We start from the raw sequence: 18,244 nt of genomic DNA, 5'->3' as shown, positions 1-18,244 counted from the left end.
CTTATTTTTTAAAAAATAATAAAGAAGGGTTGAAAAAAGGAAACAAAAAAGGGAAATAACGCACAAAAGATAAAGGGTAAACTTGGTGCTTAGACTTAAATTGTTTAAAAAATTTTTTAAATTTTTCATCGATAGTTTAATTTTAAAAACAATAGTCCTTTTTTCAAGTTATGTTAAAATTAAACATCTATATATCTTTTATATAAAAGGGGGGCATTGTCATGGATTGGAAAGATACCCTTAACCTTCCACAAACTAGCTTTCCGATGAAAGCTAATTTAGTAGAGCGGGAACCTCAGTTTTTAGAATTTTGGGAAAAAGAAAAAATTTATGAAAAAATGCTTAAAAAAAGAGAGAACGCTCCTTTATATGTTCTTCATGACGGCCCCCCTTATGCTAACGGACATATTCATTTAGGGACAGCCCTAAATAAAATTTTAAAAGACATTATAGTAAAAAGTAAAACCATGGCAGGGTATAAAGTGCCCTTTGTGCCTGGATGGGATTGTCATGGCTTACCTATAGAGTTAAAAACCGAACAAGAGTTAGGGGTAAAAAGAGGAGAATTGCCTCCCTTAGTAATAAGAGAGGCCTGCAGAAAGTATGCAGAAAGATACATTAACATTCAAAGAGAAGAGTTTAAAAGACTTGGAGTTTTTGCCTTTTGGGATAAACCCTATCTTACGATGGACTATAAATATGAAGCCACCATCGCCAGGGAATTTTTAAGATTTTTAGAATCTGGACAGGTTTATCGCAAGAAAAAACCTGTTTTTTGGTGCCCGACCTGTGTAACCGCCCTTGCAGAGGCTGAGGTAGAATATGGACCTCACAAATCTTACTCTATTTTTGTAAAATTTCCTTTTACAGAAGACCTTAAAGAGTTTATTTCTAAAAATTATGGAGTTTCTTTAGATAAACCAGCTTATGTATTGATTTGGACGACTACTCCTTGGACCTTACCGGCAAATTTAGGTTTAGCCTTAAACCCTGAATTTGATTACTTATTGGTAGAATGGGAAGAGGAATATTATTTAGTAGCTGAAGGGCGAGTGTCAGGACTTTGCGCCGAGCTCAATAAAGACCTACCTAAATTTATAGCTAAGATAGACCCCAAAACCTTAGAAGGAAAAAAGGCCTTTCATCCTTTTTATCAAAAGGAAAGCCTTATCATCTTAGCTGACTTTGTAAGTTTAGACACTGGTACCGGAATTGTTCATATTGCTCCAGGTCATGGAGAAGAAGACTATCAAGTAGGTCTTAAGTATGGATTAGAGGTTTATGTGCCTGTAGACCAAGAGGGAAGATTTTATAAAGAGGTGGAATTGGTAGGAGGGCTTTCTATCTATCAGGCTAACGAAAAAATTTTAGAAACTCTAAAAGAAAACGGAAGACTGCTTCATGTTGATAAAATAGAACATAACTATCCCTTCTGCTGGAGATGTAAAAAACCGATTATTTTTAGGGCTGAAGATCAATGGTTTATTTCTATGGAACTAAAAAGATTAAGAGAAAAAGCCTTGAAAGCTATAGAAAGTGTAAAATTTATCCCCTCTTGGGGGAAAAACCGTCTTTATAGTATGTTAGAAAGTAGGCCTGATTGGTGTGTTTCCAGACAAAGGGTATGGGGCGTTCCGATTACAGTGTTTAAATGTGAAAATTGTGGAGAGATACTAAAAGATTTTAAGTATTATGAAAAAGTAATAGCCCTTTTTGAAAAAGAAGGTTGTGACCCTTGGTTTGTTAAAACCGCAGAAGAGCTTTTACCAGAAGGCACAACCTGCCCTAAATGTGGGCATACCAAGTTTACCAAGGAAAAAGATATCTTAGATGTATGGTTTGACTCTGGGGTTTCCTTTGCTGCAGTGATTGAGAAAAGAGAAGAACTTTCTTTTCCTGCGGACCTCTATTTAGAAGGGTCTGATCAACATAGAGGATGGTTTCACAGCTCGCTTCTTTGTGCAGTAGGTACTAGAGGGGTTCCTCCTTATAAAGCCTTACTTACTCATGGATTTGTGGTAGACGGACAAGGAAGAAAAATGTCTAAAAGTTTAGGAAATGTTATTCATCCCCAAGACTTGATCAAACAGCACGGGGCAGAAATATTAAGACTTTGGGTATCGGCTGAGGACTACCGGGATGACATAAAAATCTCTAAGGAAATACTTGCAAGGCTGGTTGAAGCCTACCGTAAAGTTAGAAATACCTGTAGATTTTTGATAGGTAATCTTTATGACTTCGACCCAAAAAAAGACTTGATATCTTTTGAAAATCTTCCTTCTTTTGAAAAATACATCCTTTATAGGCTAAGCAAAATAATAGAAAAAGTAAAAAAAGGATATGAGGATTTTGAATTTCACGTGGTTTATCATGAGATTTATCGGTTTTGTGTGGTAGAGCTTTCCTCTCTCATCATAGACATAAACCGAGACTATCTTTATTGTGAACGCCCAGACAGCCCTAAACGTAGAGCTACCCAAACTGTTTTTTATTATTCTTTAGATTCTATCGTTAAACTTATAGCCCCGATTCTTTCTTTTACTGCAGAAGATATCTGGCAAAACCTTCCTTACCCTAAGGATGAACCTTCGGTCTTTCTTACCGAGTTTCCTAACTATAAATTTGAGATTCCTGAAGATGAGGTTAAAAAATGGGAAACCCTGCTTAGACTTAGAGAAGAATTTCTAAAAGCTTTAGAAATAGCAAGAAAAGACCATAAGTCTATCAACACCTTTTTAGAAGCTGAAGTTTATGTTAAGGCTCCAGAAGAGATAAAAGAGTATCTAAAAGACAAAGCTTTTTGGGAATACTTCTTGATGATAGCTAAGTTTGAATTAGTTGAAAACTTAAACGAGAAATTAGAGCCGCAAACCTTTGTTTCTGAGGAGATATCTGGACTTAAGGTATTAATTAAACCTACCGAATATAAAAAATGTGAAAGGTGTTGGCAAAGAAAACCTGAAGTAGGGAACCTTCCTAATCCTGAACTTTGTGAAAGATGTTATCAGGTAGTAGGTGAGATTAAATGAAAACCTTTTGGGTATGGGCTAACCTTGTTTTTGTGTTAGATAGATTAACCAAATTTTGTTTTATAAACCTTAACTATCCGGGAAATCAAGACATTTGGAAGGTTTTTCCTGGTTTTAACCTGGTTAAGGTATGGAATAAAGGTATAGCCTTTGGTTTGTTTGCTAAAGATAGTCTATTAGGAACCTTAGGTTTGATATTGGCAAACCTAATTATCTTAGGTTTAGTGTTTTATTGGGCTAAAAATAAGGCTTATAAACCTGAAGCAAGGCTTGAAACCTTTGGATTAGGGTTGATTTTTGGAGGAGGACTTAGTAATCTTTTAGACCGGCTGGTGTTTGGTTCGGTTTTTGATTTTATCGACCTTTATGTAGGAAACTACCATTGGCCTGCTTTTAACGTGGCAGACATAGGGATTACCGTAGGACTGTTTATCCTAATTTACCAGCAGATAAAAAATGTTTCTTAAAATAGTTGAAATACCAAGGTTAAAACAGTTTTTATTTAAAACCTCTTCTCACGAATTTGACTATCATTTAGAAGATCTTTTAAAAAAGACCTATTATCCTTTATCGTCTACGGTTTATCAAGTTCAACCTAAAAAACTGGTCTATTTAAACGAAATTCTTTATCACCTTAAAGATAGGTTTAAAAAATTTTTAGAGGCCTCTCCTTTACCTTTTTATATAATTCTTTTTAAAGATAAAGATTCTTCCGAAAAACCACGTTATGTAAGGGCTGGTAAGATTTATTTAAAAGAGGAAGTAAAAAAAGAGGTTTTACAAGAGTTTGAAGGGCTAAATCTCTTTTTTAAAATCCAAGACTGGATAGACGATTGGAAAGAACTTTTACTACCGGCAACCGTAGACCCTAAGCTAATTTTTTTCTTTAAAGACTTCTTTTTTACTGGAGAAAACTTTCCTTGTTTCTTCTGTGGAAGCACTCTACATCCATACCAAAAATGCCCTGGGCTTTTAGAACCCAACCCAAGAGAAATCTTAGATAAAGCCTTAGACCTTCCTTTTTCAGAAGTGGCTCAAAAGACCTGGCAAAACTTAATCGAGGAAGAAAAAACCCCAAGTTATTTCCATGTAAGACATTTTTATCTCTTACCTGAGTTTTTAAAAATTGTTTTTTACCGAGGAGATAACCTCAGTTCTTGGGCTCAGTTAAAACTTACGGCAGAAACCCCTGTTAGAGGGGGAAGCTTAGGTATAGGATTAGAAGCACTTATAAAAGGCGACTTAAACGTTGCTGAAAGTCGATTTTCTGAAGAAGAGGAGGACCTAAAAGCCTCGATAGGTTTAATCTGGGTAAACCTATTAAAAAACAACTGGGATAAAGCCTTATATTTTCTTGAAAACTCCTTAAGTAAAACTTCTTCCAACTTCATCAAAAGTTACCTTCTTTTTCTGAAAGGTTACATAACCGAATATAGAGGAAACGATCTTACAGCAAAAGAACTTTACCAAAGAGCCTTTGAGTTAGATAAGACCTGCTTTCCAGCTTTTTACAAACTTAAAATTTTCGATTATTTAAGGGATGAACCGTTAGAAAAGTTTATAAACTACTTTGTCCATCCTTTTTTGGTGTTTTGGGCTTGGAACGAACCCCTATTTATCAAAGATCAGGAAGAATTAGAAAATTTTATAGAAAAAAAACTCCTTGAAAAAAGAGAAACTGCCTTGCAAAGACTTAAAGAGGCTGAGGATTTATTTCATCGTTTAAAACATGTCATGACTAAAGAGGAAGTAAAAGATTATGAAGAAAAACTTAAAACCTTAGCCTATGAAATCTACCACAAAGGAATGGGAGCGATAGACAAAGCCTCAGACCGAGCACTTGACCTTAACCTTGAGCTCCAAAGTTTAGTATATAACAAAATCAAAGAAATGAACCAAAAACTAACTGAATTAAGAAAACAGTATGAAGTGTTTGCTAACTTTTGGTTAAGGTATCCTTATAAAGATGAAGACTTGATTTTTGGAAAAGAACTAAAAGCCTTAAAGGAATTGATAGAAAAAAACATAGAACGAACCCAAAAAAGAGATATTTCTCAAGTTTTATCTCTCATCGTTTCAGAATTAAACCTGGCAGAAGAAAAAGTTGATATATTAAAAAACTTAAAAGATGAACTTAGAAAAAAATGGCTGTTTAAACAAAGATTAGCAGACTTTTTAAGAAATTTTTTATTATTAGAGACCTTTTTAGTTGTCCTCTATGTGCTGGGTTATTTTGCTGAGTTTTCTTTTTTAGAAAACCTTCTTTCTCTTCCGGTGTTTTTAACTATTTCGGTGTTTCTACTAATCCTCTGTTTGATACTTGCCTACGCTAAAAATCCAGAATAATGAAGTTTATTTGGGTTAACTCAGAAACGTTTCCCTACCAAGTCTTATCTTTTGAAAATCCTTTAGAGGTTCTCGTATTAGAAGACCATTTATATACAGAAAAATTCTTTAAAAAACTACAAAGTTTTATAAAAAAAGGCTTTTATGCCTGTGGATTTTTAAGCTATGAGTTAGGGTATTTATTAGAAAAAAAACTTAACCATTTATTCAAAAAGCCTAATCTTCCAGTTGGTTGGTTTGCTATCTATCCTCCCCCTCAAATTTTTTCCGTTAATCCTTCTTGCTTGAGAACCACAAACTTTAACCTTGAAACCTTTATTTGTGATGTTTCTAAAACTACCTATCAAAAAAATATCCAAAAAATTAAGGAATACATAGTCTCAGGAGATGTTTATCAGGTTAACTATACCTTTAAGTTAAAGTTTACTTTACGAGGCCATCCTTTAGAACTGTTTTATCAACTGCTATTTTCTCAGCGGTGTAAATACGGATTTTTTTTAGAAGGAAAAGATTTTTGGATAGCCTCTTTATCCCCAGAACTTTTTCTTAAAAAAGAGGGCCCTTTTTTAACCACCTCTCCGATGAAAGGAACGATAAAAAGGGCTCCTCTCTTTATTTTAGACCAAGAAACCAAAAGAAAACTTTGGTTTGACGAAAAAAACCGAGCAGAAAACGTTATGATAGTAGACCTCTTAAGAAACGACTTAGGCAGGGTTTGCTTTCCAGGAGAAGTTTGGGTAGAAGAGCTTTTTAAAATAGAAACCTACCCTACCCTTCATCAGATGATCTCTTCTATTAAAGGAAGGCTTTTCACCGAAGACCTGTTTGAGGTTTTTAAAGCCCTTTTCCCTTGTGGGTCAGTTACCGGTGCTCCCAAAATACGGGCGATGGAAATCATCGCTGAGCTCGAAAAAGAGCCTCGGGGAGTTTATACCGGTGCTATAGGCTACATAGACCCAAAAGGCAACTTTTTATTTAACGTTGGTATAAGAACTTTAGTGTTTTTTAAGCAAGGGTTAGACCTTTATCAAGGAGAAGCAGGAATAGGAAGTGGGATTGTTTGGGATAGCCAACCTGAAAAAGAATATGAAGAATGTTTGCTCAAAGCAAAGTTTTTCTTAAATCCAGTACCTTATTTTCAACTGATAGAAACTTTTTGGTTTAAACTTAATACCCCTAACCCTCTTTTAAAATTTCACTATCAAAGATTGATTTTTTCTGCTAAATTTTTTAGGTTTAAACTCCCTGAATCTTTAAAAAATTTTGCTTCTTTTAAAAGTCTTATCCAAGAAAAAATTCCAGACCCAAAAAAATATAAAGTAAGGTTTCTTCTTTATCCTGAGGGAAAGATAGAACTATCCTTTCTCCCTTTTGAAGGTTGGAAAAAAGAGTTAAAAATAGCCTTTATGAAGCGCAATTTTGATTTAAGTTATTTTTCCTATCATAAAACTACCATAAGGTCCCCTTTAGATGAGGCTCTAAAAAAAGCAAAAGAGTTAGGATTTGACGAAGTAGTATTTTATGATGAAAACGGAAGAATTCTCGAAGGTTCTTTTTCTACTTTTTTTGCTAAAAAAGATGGTAAACTTTTTACTCCGGCTTTAAACCTAAAAATTCTTGATGGCGTTATAAGAAAATACTTAATCAAAAAGAATATAGCTATAGAGCAAGAACTTTTCCTTGAAGACCTAAAAAGGTTTTCAGAAATTTACATAGGGAATGCGGTGCGTGGACTTGGTAAAGTAAAAGATTGGTTTATACTAAAATGAAACATCTAAAAGTGTATAATAAGGAGGGTTAAGAGATGACAAGAAAAGGAGGAAGTTGTAAAAGGAAAAAAGAAGGGGCTCAAGAAGTAAAAAAAGAAGCAAAGAAAACTTACAAAATAGCTGTAATTCCGGGAGATGGAACAGGACCTGAAGTAATAAGAGAAGGTATTAAGGTATTAGAGGCTGCAGGAAGAAGGTTCAACCTAAAGTTTGAATGGAATTTTTTTGACTGGGGAGGAGAAAGATACCTTAAAACCGGTGAAACCATCCCTGAAGGAGGCATTGAAGAACTTAAAAAACATGACGCTATTTATTTGGGGGCCATCGGTCATCCTGAGGTTAAACCTGGCATTCTTGAAAAAGAAATCTTATTGAGGATTAGGTTTGAACTTGACCAATACGTTAACCTTAGACCGATTAAACTTTATCCAGGAGTTTGGACCCCTATTAAAGATAAAGGTCCAGAAGATATAGATTTTGTAGTAGTCAGAGAAAATACAGAAGGTCTTTATGCAGGAGGTGGTGGCTTTTTAAGGAAAGGTACTCCTTATGAGGTAGCTATCCAAGAGTCCATTAATACAAGATATGGAGTAGAAAGGTGCATAAGGTTTGCCTTTGAATACTGCAGAAAGAGAAACAAAAAAAAGAAGGTTACGTTAGTAGGCAAGACCAATGTTTTAACCTATGCCTTTGACCTTTGGTATAGGGTGTTCCAAGAAGTAGGACAAGAATACCCTGATATAGAAAAAGATTATGCCCATGTAGACGCAACCTGTATGTGGTTTGTCAAAAACCCTGAATGGTTTGACGTTATCGTTACAGACAACATGTTTGGCGACATCATCACAGACCTTGGGGCTATGATACAAGGTGGTATGGGTATAGCAGCCGGAGGAAATATCAACCCTAACGGGGTCTCTATGTTTGAGCCTATCGGTGGCTCTGCTCCTAAATATACAGGAAAAAACGTCATCAATCCCTTGGCTGCTATCTGTGCAGGTATGATGATGTTAGAACATTTAGGAGAAGAAGAAGCAGCAAAAGCCATAGAAAAAGCGGTTATCAAAGTCTGCAGAGACCATTTAAAAAGCCTGTCTGCAGGACAAATGGGTTATACTACCACCGAAGTAGGAGATTTGGTGGCTAAGTATACTGAAGAAGGAGTGGAACTTTAGCATGCAAAATGTTAATGATAAATTTAAAAGAAATCCCCGAATCACCCGGAGTTTATCTCTTTAAAGGAGGAAGAGGAGAAGTCCTTTATGTAGGAAAGGCCAAAAATCTAAAAAATAGGTTGTCCTATTATGTAAAAGGACTTCTCCTTTCTCCTAAAATTCAACGTTTAGTAGAAACTACTGAAAGTTTAGAATACTTTCTTACTCGAACAGAAAAGGAAGCCCTTCTTCTTGAAGCAAGTCTTATCAAGAAATATCGTCCTAAATATAACGTTCTTTTAAAGGATGATAAAAACTATCCTCTTTTAAGGATAGGATTACAAGAAGAATATCCTGCTTTACAAATTGTACGTAGAAGAAAAAGGGGAGATAAAGCCTTATACTTTGGCCCTTTCACCTCTGCCCGTGGTCTAAGAGAGGTCCTTAAACTCCTCTCTAACCTTTTTCCTTTGAGAAAATGTAGCCTCGCAGAGATGAAAAGAAGAAAAAACCCTTGTATTTATTATCAAATCAAAAAATGCTTAGCCCCTTGTGTTCATCCTATACCTAAAGAAGAATATCAAAAATTAGTTCAAGGAATAATAGAATTTTTCCAAGGAGGAGGGAAAAAATTAGCAGAAAAAATCCGAGAAGAAATAGAAAGACTTGCTGAAAATTTAGAGTTCGAACGAGCGGCTTTTTTAAGAGATAGGCTAAAAGACCTTGAAATCATCTTAGAAAAACAGGCGGTAGTTCTACAAGAAGCCTTAGACTTAGACTTTTGGTTTACTCAAAAAACAGAAGCTAAGGAATATTTTATCGTTCTTTTTATAAGACATGGGTACCTTTATGGCTTCCAAAGTTTTGGGATTAAAAACCCTCTTGAAGGGTCTACCCTAAAAGAGCTTTTAGTTCAGTTTTATCTTGACGGTAAAGTCATTCCTCCTAAAATCTACCTTCCTTATGAGTTAGAAGAAAAAGAGGATTTAGAAGAAGTTTTAACAGAAAACGCAAATTATAAAGTAGAAATATTAGTCCATCCAGAGTCAGAAGAATTTATCGTGTTAAAACAAATAGCACTAAAAAACCTTAAAGAGTATGTCATTTCAGAAAAACGACAAGAAAAACCTTGGTATGCAGGACTTGCCGAAGAGATTAAAACAGTGCTCAAACTTTCTAAAGAACCACGTAAGATTGAAGCTATAGACCTCTCTCAGTTTTATGGAGAGGCAAAAGTAGGGGCTACGGTCTGTTTTTTTGAGGGAGAACCAGATAAAAGTCTTTATAGAAGATATCACATAAAAGAAGCCGGAAGAGATGACTATTCTATGCTTTATGAAGTCTTATATCGGAGGTTAAAACGAGGATTAGAAGAACAAAACCTTCCTGACCTATTCTTGATAGACGGAGGGAAGGGACATTTAGAAACAGCCTTAAGAGTAGTTGAAGACTTAAACCTAAAAGAAGTAGAGATAAGAGCGATTGCTAAGAACGAAAAAAGACAGCCTGAAAAACTTTATATCCCTGGAAGAAAAAATCCTGTCTTTCTCCCCAAACATAAAGAAGTTCATCATTTTATCGGACGGATTATGGAAGAGGCTCATAGGTTTGCTAAAACCTTTGCAGAAAAAAGTAAAACCCAAAAAAACCTTTTAGGTTGGTTAGACAACATCCGAGGAATAGGACCAAAACGCAAAGAAGTGCTTCTCTCCCATTTTAAAAGTCTCGAAGAAATAATTCAAGCACCTTTAGAGAAAATCGCTAAACTACCAGGATTTAATCTAAAACTGGCAAAAACCTTAAAGGAAAATTTGACAAGATATCAAACCTAATAAAAGGTTAAGGGGCTGTTATAAAACAGCCCCTGTCTTTATGATTAATAATTATTTAGATAGATCCTTGTCAATAATCTCTGCTATTCTTTTGCCACTCATAAGCATCCCGCCAAAAATAGGACCCATTCTTGGAAGGCCAAAAACCTCACAAACGGCTATTCCTGTAACATAAAGCCCTTCTGCTACCTTAGCAGTATGTTCTACCACCACCTTTTCAGAAACTTCACTCCAGTTAGACCTTTCTCCTTTGATAAAAATGTTTAACTCTGGATTTTTTTCAGCGGCAATTTGTACAATTTCAGCCCCATGACCAGAGGCATCGACCAAAGCTTTAGACTGAGTAAAAAGTGGGTCTACATGAAGACCTGCCATTTCTATAGCTGTCCACTTCCACAACACCCCACAGACCTTAGGTGGGTTATCCCTGACTATTACATCCTCTACATATACTCCAAGAAAAAACTTAGCTCCAGCATCTAAAGCCCCTGTAGCCAGTTTAGCGATAAGTTCAGCAGGGTCAACCACATACAAACCTTTCTCTGCTTTTTTATATCGTATCTTAAAATCATTTACTATAGGCAATACCTCCTCTTGAACCACTATTTTAGGTATCATATTACCACCACCACCTATACCTCCACCAAAGGACAAACGTTTTTCATAAACCGCTACCTTATAGCCTTTTTCAGCTAAATACTTAGCACATGTAAGTCCTGAAGGACCTGCTCCTACTATCAGTACATCTACATCACTGTAATCATAAAGGTCTTCCATACCATACTTTACGATAGCCCTCTGGATCTCAAGCTCCATAACTTCCTCCCAATTTTTGTAAATTAAAATACTTAAAAAATAAACAATTTGGAGTAAAAGTGAAAAAATTAACTTATATTACCATTTCTTTATCAACTCCCCACTTTTTAAGTTTTTGAGTTAAAGTTTTTCTATCTATTTTTAATTTTTTTGCGGCTAAACTTTTGTTCCAGTTAAGCTGTTTAAGCACCTTCATTATATACTGTTTTTCTATTTCCTCTATAGGTAAAATTTCTTCAAAAGTAGAAGTAAACATCTCTTCTGTTAATCTTTCTACGTTTTTTTCTTTAGTTAGAGGTTCAAACTCAGCCAAAAGCAAGTCTTTTTCTGTGATTTCATCCTTAGTAGAAAAAATTACCAATCTTTCTATTAAATTTTTTAATTCCCTTATGTTGCCTGGCCAATTATATTCCATAAAAAGACTCAAAACCTTGGGAGAAAAAAGCTTTAAAGGTTTTTTGTATTTTTCACAAAAATGTTTTAAAAAGTAGTTTGATAAAATCAGGATATCTCCTTTTCGTTCTCTTAAAGGGGGAAGATGTAGGCTTACTACATTAAGACGATAATAAAGGTCTTCTCTAAAGGTTCCTTTTTTTACCTCTTCTTTTAGGTCTTTGTTGGTAGCGGCTATTATCCTTACGTTTGCTTTAATAACCTTTAAACTACCTACAGGGCTGAACTCTTTCTCTTCTACTACTTTTAGAAGTTTGGCTTGCAAGTCAAGTGGGATGTTACCTATTTCATCAAGAAAAAGCACCCCTCCTTGAGCAAACTCTATTTTTCCTATTTTGGCTTGTTGGGCTCCGGTAAAAGCCCCTTTAGCATGGCCAAAAAGTTCACTTTCGAAAAGGGTCGGTACCACTGCTCCACAGTCTACACATACAAAAGGTCCTTTATAAATTAAATCCATTTCGTGAATCTTTTTAGCTAAAAGCCCTTTACCTGTTCCTGATTCTCCTGTAATAAGGACGGTGCAGTCGGTTGAAGCAATAATTTTAGCCTTCTCAAGAATTTGTTTAATCTTAGGGTCTTCACCTATAAAGGGTATTTTTTCTTCTTTCTCTTTTAAACTAAACTTAAGGTATAAGTTCTCCAGGATAAGCTTTTTTTTCTCTATAGCCTTTTCAACCGCTACCTTAGCCTGATAAACCGAGAAGGGCTTTTCTAAAAAATCAAAAGCCCCCATTTTAATAGCAGAAACTGCGGTCTCTATATTCCCGTAGGCTGAAATAACGATAATCTGACTTTCATAGTTTATCTCTAAAAATTCTTTTAAAAGGTCAAGTCCGTTTCCATCTGGAAGTTTTAGGTCTAAAAATACTACGTCATACTCCTTTTTAGAAAAATATTCTAAAGCGTCCTTTTTATTCTCAGCTGTATCCACCCGATAATCTTCTTTTTGAAAAAAAATAGCCAACCCTTCTCTTATGTCTACTTCATCATCTACTACCAAAATCCTTCCTTTATACCGCATCTTCTCTTAAAGCCTCCCTGGTTAATAAAGGAAAAAGAATTTCAAAACAAGCCCCTCCCTCTTTTAGGTTGTAAACGTTTATCCTTCCTCCATGGTTTTTGATAATACCATAACAAATGGAAAGTCCCAAACCGGTAGCCTCACCTTTTTCTTTGGTAGTAAAAAAAGGGTCGAAAATAAAAGGCATGATCTCAGAAGGTATACCTGGACCTGTATCTTTTACTTTTATCACTATCGTATCGTTTTTAAAAAAAGTTTCTACGGTAATTTCTCCTTTTCCCTTCATAGCCTGGGCAGCGTTAATAAAAAGATTAAACAACACCTGCTCTATCTGGCCTTGGCTCGCATAAATCTGGGGAAGGTTGGTTTGTAATTTTAAGTTAAATTTTATGTTTTTAAATAAAGGATATTCCGACAGAAGCTCATATACCTTCTTTATGGTAAAATTAACCTCTACCCATTCTCTTTTTTCTTCCTCAGGTCTCCCAAAAGTCAACAGTCCGTTGATAATCATCCTACATCTTTCAGTAAGGCTGATAATCCTTTCTAACCATGTCTGATAGGTAGGAACCTCTCCGATTTCCTCCTTTAACATACTGGCATAAAGAAGGATACCACTTAAAGGATTTTTTAACTCATGAGATATTTCACCTGCTAATTTCCCCAAACTGGCAAGTCTTTCGGTGTTAATCCAGTAAGGAAATCTAAACCAGTCTTTTTCCTGAATAAACACATGTATAGTATAATTTGGATTAATAGGAAGATTAAAAAGGTAATAAAAATTGTTTTCAAAGGTAAAAAACGTCAACCCAAAGGTATCAAAAACCGGACCAAAAAGCTCTTCTAAAAAAACCACCTCATCATCTTTAAGAAGATAAATAAAGTCCCTTAAAAACCTTGAGTTATAATAAACGATTTTATGCTTAAACTCAAGCCCTACCCTTTCACATTCAGAAATAGCAGTAGGGTAATTAATTTTTTCTATGCTATCCTTAGTAAAAATTATAGAGTTTTCCAAAAATACCATCAGAATAGCAGTTTCAACAATCCTTGCATTTCTTTTTCCATATAAGCACTAGACATAAACACTACCAGTTTTTTACCAGGATAGTTTAACCAATCAAAGGTTGTTATTAGGTTAAACTCTTCTGTCAGTTTAAAAGCTTTCTTATTTTTAAATCTAATCTCTTCTACCATTCTATCAAGGTCTATCCGGTCTTCTTGAGGAATGTTTTCTAACCCTATTGGTTCTTTAAGATAAATCACATCGGCTAAGCATAAGCTTTCTACATAAGCCTGTTGAAAAATCTTACGCTTGCTTGAGTTGGTCCGAGGTTCAAAAAACAACACGGTTAACTCTGGTTTTACTGCTTTTTTAAGCTCACCAAGAGTAACTCTAACCGCGGTAGGGTGATGGGCAAAATCATCTATTACCACAAGCTCATTAGATTTATAGACTACCTCTTGTCTTCTTTTTATTCCCGGAAAGGTTTTTAATCCCTCTTTTATGTCCTGATTAAAAAGATTTAATCCTTTTAATAAAGCTATCACCCCTAAGGTGTTTAACATGTTATATTCTCCTACCAAACTTACCTGAAAAATCTCTTCTTTATCAGATTGGTTAACCTTAAACTTAGACATAAAACACTTCTCTCCCCAAAAAGTTTCAGCTTCCACCAACCTAAAATCATTGCTCTTTTCTTTTCCGTATGAAATAACCTTAGCTTTAGGGTTTGCCCTTGTTATTACCTCCTTTAAATTAGGTTCATCACCGTTATAAACCAACAACCCATCCTCAGGTAAAAGTTTTATAAATTCTATAAAGGCTTTTTTTAAAGTTTCGAGATCAGGATATACATCTGCATGATCATACTCTAAGCTCGTTAAGATAACAGCATAAGGTTTATAATGAAAAAACTTAGGTACCTTGTCAAAAAAAGCAGAAGGATATTCATCTCCTTCTATCACTATCCATTTTCCTTCGGCATAACCAAAATTTCTCCCTTCATCCTTTAACACCCCTCCTATCAAAAATGAAGGCTCATATCCACCTTTTTTCATTAAATAACTTAAAAGTGCAGTAGTAGTTGTCTTGCCATGGGTTCCAGCACAAACTAAAACCTTTTTTCCGTTAAAACAATTCTTTTCAAGAAATTGGGGAAAAGAAAATAGCGGGATTTTTAACTCTTGAGTCTTTAAAACTTCCAGATGCTCAGCCTTGACCGAGTTTCCTACCACTACACAATCGGGTTTGATTTGATTTATGTTTTCTGGGTCAAAAGGAAAGACTCTAATCTTTAATTCTTTTAAAATTTCTGAAGCCGGAGGATAAACCTCTGCTTTTTCTGAACCAAAAACTTGATATCCAGATTGTTTTAAAAGACCTGCTACTCCACACATTCCTATTCCACCGATTCCTATAAAAAATACCTTCATAACTCAACTCTCCTTTTTCTCCAAAATAATTTCTATCTCAGGCATACCTAAAACCTCTTCTGCTGAACCTTGATTGACCGCTATTTCAAGTAGGCCTTCGCTTCCAAACAACCCTACTATCTCTCCTTTTTTAGCCTCCGCATAAGTTTTAACCATCGGAATTTCTCTACCGCCTACCAAAATTTTAAAAGCCTTTCCGACTTGTCTTGCCAAATCTTGATGCAGGTTGGTAATCAGGTTGCCAAAACGATCTACATACCATACAGAAAGCTTCAAACCTTTTTCTGTTTTTTCAGGAGGTTTAAACTCTAATTTAATCAAGCTTTCTAAAGAAATCCTCCTGCTAAAATGTTCTAATGACTCCCCTGTTAACAACCAAGAAACCACAGGAGCAAAAAGGTCTCTCCCATGAAAAGTTTGACTATAAGGAGGTCTTAAAACCTTATTTACTTCTATTTCATAGGGAATCAATTTTGGTTCTTTTTGATAGATTAAAGAAAAAATTCCGTTATCTGGACCAACAAAAAAATATTTATCAGTCTTAAGAACTAATGCCTTTCTTTCAGTGCCTACCCCTGGGTCAACGATACATAAAAATATGGTACCTTGAGGAAAATATTGATAAGAAAAAAACAACATAAAAGCGGCCTTTTTAATATCTTGAGGGGGTATTTCATGACAAAGGTCTATAAACTGAAGGTCTGCAAAGTTTGACCATCCTTTTTTTTCAAGTTCTTGCAATATTCTACCTTTAACCACCCCTACATAGTGGTCTTTAGACCCAAAGTCAGTAAGTAAAGCTACAGTTTTATACATTCTATCCTTTCTCCTGCAGCTAACTTTCTTTTAGCTTTAGGAGAGTATTTCAGTAAAAGTTCTTTTATAAACTCTAAAGGAGGATTACCTTCGAGGATACAGGCAATGGGTGCACTTTCATTAAGTGTATAAAGCGCGTAATCTACGTTTATTATTTTTTGAATTCTCTGATTTTCCTCTTGATTTCTTCCAAGCACAACCCAAAGATTTTCTTCAAAAAAATGGCGCCCTAAACAAAGAATTTGAGCGGTTTTATAGTTAAGCGGTCTTTTTTCCTTTAAGACTCTAAGAACCCTTGTCCCTATTTGCGGATCGGTCAACAAACATCCCCCTGCAGGGGTTGGAATTTCTTTTAACCCCCACTTTTTAGCCAATTCAAATTGGGTTTTTCTTTGTCTTCCCTGAAGGTCTAAAAGTTTTTCTCTGTCTATCAACCCTTTAGCTTCAGGTATAGTAGGAGCTAAAAGCTTAGCAGAAAGAGGCCTTAGAAGAAAACCTTCTACTCCTGCAACTTTTTCTATAAGCCCTAACGCTTGTTTATTCTGGCTCATGGGCCTTTGACCTACTACCTCTCCAGTAGCTATAAAATCACATCCAAGCTCACCAAGCAAATTTTTAGCAAGCTTAATCATCAAAATCTTACAGTCTAAACAAGGATTAGCAAAATCTCCATATCCATACTTAGGTTTTTTTAAAACCTCTAAGTATTCTTCGGTTATATCTACCACCAGACCCTTTTCAAAACCAACATCTAAAGTTTTCTGATAAAACATCTCAGGGTTTTCTTTATATTTCCAACCAAAAAAAGGAGTAATAAACCTCACAGGAAATACCTTTATCCCTTGATTTTTAAGAAGTAGACCTGCAAGAAGGCTATCAAGCCCGTCTGAAAACAATAAAAGCGCTTTTATCATTTAGGCCCGTTCCTTTAAAAATTGAAAAGCTAATTCAATATGGTCTGGATGGCCTAACATCCGAGCAATTTCCTTAAGTCTTTCTTCTCCTTTAAGAAGTTTAACCATAGCCTTGGTTTCTTCTTGAGTTGAGACCTTTTCTACTAAAAAATGGTGGTCTGCCAAAGCTGCTATTTGAGGAAGATGGGTAATACAAAGCACCTGGGTATTTTCAGAAAGTCTTTTTAGTTTTTCCCCTACCTTTTTAGCGGTAAGTCCTCCTATCCCCACGTCTACCTCATCAAAAATAACCGTCTTAGCGGTCTGTTTATCCTTAATGATAGACTGAGTAGCTAAGAAAAAGCGAGAAAGTTCTCCTCCAGAAGCCACCTTTTCAAGCGGTCTTGGTGGAATCCCTGGATTGGATGAAAAAAGGATCTTAACCTCGTCAAGCCCATAAGGACTAAAATTTTTAGGGTCAAAAGACTTAGTAATTACCTCTATCAAGATCTCAACCTTTTCCATCCCAAGTTCTTTAAGCTCTTCTTTTAACAAATTAGTTAAGACTGACGCCCCTTCTTTTCGTTTAAAGGTTAGGTGTTCTGCAAGTTTTATCACTTCATCTGCCAAAACTTCCCTTTTTTTCTTTAAGTCTTCGTAGTCCTCTTTTCCACAATCTAAAAGCTTAAGTTCCTCTTTTAATTCTTTTAAAAGTTTCTGCAAACCTTGGGTATCTTTTTGATACTTTTTCTTTAACCTTTCATATTGAGAAAGTCGTGCTTCTATTTGGTCTAATTCTGAGTTGTCCTCAGGAAGTTCTTTAAAATAGGCTTGAACCTCTCGCAACATTTCTTTTATTTCGTAGTAAAACCCTAAAGTTCTTTCAGCATAAAACTTAAAGGTTTTATCTAAATCGCTAAGTTTTTCAAAAGAAGATAAAGTTTGATGAAGGTTAGAGGTGGTTTCTTCTAAAAGATTTGAGACCAAACTCAACTGTTCTCTTAAAAAAGTAAGATTTTTAAGTTTTTCCCTTTTCTCTTTAAGCTCTTCTTCCTCTTCTGGATTTGGATTTAAATCTTCAAGCTCTTTTATTTGAAAGGTTAAAAAATCCTTTTTTAGCATCAAGTCTTCAAGTTTCTTTTCTAAAGATAAAACTTGAGAAGAGATTTCTTTATATTGAGATAAAGCTTCTCGGTAAGGCTTGAGAAGAGGGGATAAGTTAATAAACTCGTCTAAAAGCTCTAACTGTTTTTCTGGATGCAGTAGGGTATAAAATTCATGCTGACTGGTAAGAAGGATGAAGTCCTTGGTTAAGTAACTAAGTTCTGTCAAAGAAGCTAATTCCCCATTAATAAAAACTTTTTGTTTTTTTGGAGAAAAAGAGCGTATAACATGAACTTCCTCGGTCTCAGAATAACCCAATTCTTTTAACCTTTGGTATAAAAGTTCTCCACCCCAAATAACAGCCTCTACCTCTCCTTCCTTAGCCCCAGGCTTAAGATAGTCTTGACTAAACCTATCGCCTAACAAAAGCCTTATAGCCTTTATTACCAAAGACTTACCTGCTCCGGTTTCACCAGTAAAAACAATAAACCCCTTATCTAAATTAAGGGAAACCTCGTCTATCAAAACTAGATTTTTGATGCTAAGTTCTTTTAACATACCTTAAATGACTATAA

The 18,244-nt window shown here is 35.2% G+C and carries 13 protein-coding genes; 6 read left to right on the top strand and 7 right to left on the bottom strand.

Annotated features, from left to right (window positions below):
* Positions 1–221 precede the first annotated feature (221 nt).
* From ileS to uvrC, 6 genes are read left to right on the top strand one after another with little or no spacing between them, the layout of a single operon-like run.
* Entirely contained in the window at positions 222–3,029 is a 2,808-nt protein-coding gene (gene ileS, locus F1847_RS03735; RefSeq protein WP_150071760.1) for an isoleucine--tRNA ligase, read from the top strand.
* Positions 3,026–3,496, top strand: a complete 471-nt coding sequence (gene lspA, locus F1847_RS03730; RefSeq protein ID WP_150071759.1) for a signal peptidase II — start codon at positions 3,026–3,028, stop codon at positions 3,494–3,496. The genes ileS and lspA overlap by 4 nt, the downstream gene beginning before the upstream one ends.
* Positions 3,486–5,375 carry a hypothetical protein gene (locus F1847_RS03725; RefSeq protein WP_150071758.1) on the top strand — a complete coding sequence of 630 codons (1,890 nt, stop codon included), beginning with the start codon at positions 3,486–3,488 and terminating at the stop codon, positions 5,373–5,375. The genes lspA and F1847_RS03725 overlap by 11 nt, the downstream gene beginning before the upstream one ends.
* Positions 5,375–7,144 carry an aminodeoxychorismate synthase component I gene (gene pabB, locus F1847_RS03720; RefSeq protein WP_150071757.1) on the top strand — a complete coding sequence of 590 codons (1,770 nt, stop codon included), beginning with the start codon at positions 5,375–5,377 and terminating at the stop codon, positions 7,142–7,144. Before F1847_RS03725 ends, pabB begins: the two co-directional genes overlap by 1 nt.
* Before the next feature lie 35 nt (positions 7,145–7,179).
* Complete coding sequence (locus tag F1847_RS03715) at positions 7,180–8,319, top strand: 3-isopropylmalate dehydrogenase (RefSeq protein WP_150071756.1); 1,140 nt, start codon at positions 7,180–7,182, stop codon at positions 8,317–8,319.
* 8 nt (positions 8,320–8,327) lie between these two features.
* Positions 8,328–10,130, top strand: coding sequence for an excinuclease ABC subunit UvrC (gene uvrC, locus F1847_RS03710; RefSeq protein ID WP_150071755.1), 1,803 nt, complete (start codon positions 8,328–8,330; stop codon positions 10,128–10,130).
* A gap of 51 nt (positions 10,131–10,181) precedes the next feature.
* Here uvrC and F1847_RS03705 read toward each other — a convergent pair whose 3' ends face one another.
* From F1847_RS03705 to recN, 7 genes are all read right to left on the bottom strand, one after another.
* Positions 10,182–10,946 (bottom strand): sulfide-dependent adenosine diphosphate thiazole synthase, encoded by a 765-nt coding sequence (locus F1847_RS03705; protein ID WP_150071754.1) that lies wholly within the window; start codon positions 10,944–10,946, stop codon positions 10,182–10,184.
* A 73-nt stretch (positions 10,947–11,019) separates the two neighbouring features.
* On the bottom strand, positions 11,020–12,420 hold the full coding sequence (locus tag F1847_RS03700; RefSeq protein ID WP_150071753.1) for a sigma-54 dependent transcriptional regulator: 1,401 nt from the start codon (positions 12,418–12,420) through the stop codon (positions 11,020–11,022).
* Positions 12,410–13,438 (bottom strand): sensor histidine kinase, encoded by a 1,029-nt coding sequence (locus F1847_RS03695; RefSeq protein WP_168194256.1) that lies wholly within the window; start codon positions 13,436–13,438, stop codon positions 12,410–12,412. The genes F1847_RS03700 and F1847_RS03695 overlap by 11 nt, the downstream gene beginning before the upstream one ends.
* 8 nt (positions 13,439–13,446) lie before the next feature.
* Positions 13,447–14,856, bottom strand: coding sequence for a UDP-N-acetylmuramate--L-alanine ligase (gene murC / locus F1847_RS03690; RefSeq protein ID WP_150071751.1), 1,410 nt, complete (start codon positions 14,854–14,856; stop codon positions 13,447–13,449).
* Positions 14,857–14,859: 3 nt separating this feature from the next.
* Positions 14,860–15,672 carry an S-adenosyl-l-methionine hydroxide adenosyltransferase family protein gene (locus tag F1847_RS03685; RefSeq protein WP_150071750.1) on the bottom strand — a complete coding sequence of 271 codons (813 nt, stop codon included), beginning with the start codon at positions 15,670–15,672 and terminating at the stop codon, positions 14,860–14,862.
* Positions 15,657–16,586: a tRNA 4-thiouridine(8) synthase ThiI gene (locus tag F1847_RS03680; protein ID WP_150071749.1), complete on the bottom strand. Its 930-nt coding sequence runs from the start codon at positions 16,584–16,586 to the stop codon at positions 15,657–15,659. The genes F1847_RS03685 and F1847_RS03680 overlap by 16 nt, the downstream gene beginning before the upstream one ends.
* Positions 16,587–18,227 carry a DNA repair protein RecN gene (gene recN, locus F1847_RS03675; protein WP_150071748.1) on the bottom strand — a complete coding sequence of 547 codons (1,641 nt, stop codon included), beginning with the start codon at positions 18,225–18,227 and terminating at the stop codon, positions 16,587–16,589.
* Between the last annotated feature and the right edge of the window lie 17 nt (positions 18,228–18,244).

This window comes from Thermodesulfobacterium sp. TA1 (assembly GCF_008630935.1).
Taxonomy (GTDB): Bacteria; Desulfobacterota; Thermodesulfobacteria; order Thermodesulfobacteriales; family Thermodesulfobacteriaceae; genus Thermodesulfobacterium.
Note: the sequence above shows the minus strand (reverse complement) of the source record. Positions and strands in the feature narration are given on the sequence as shown.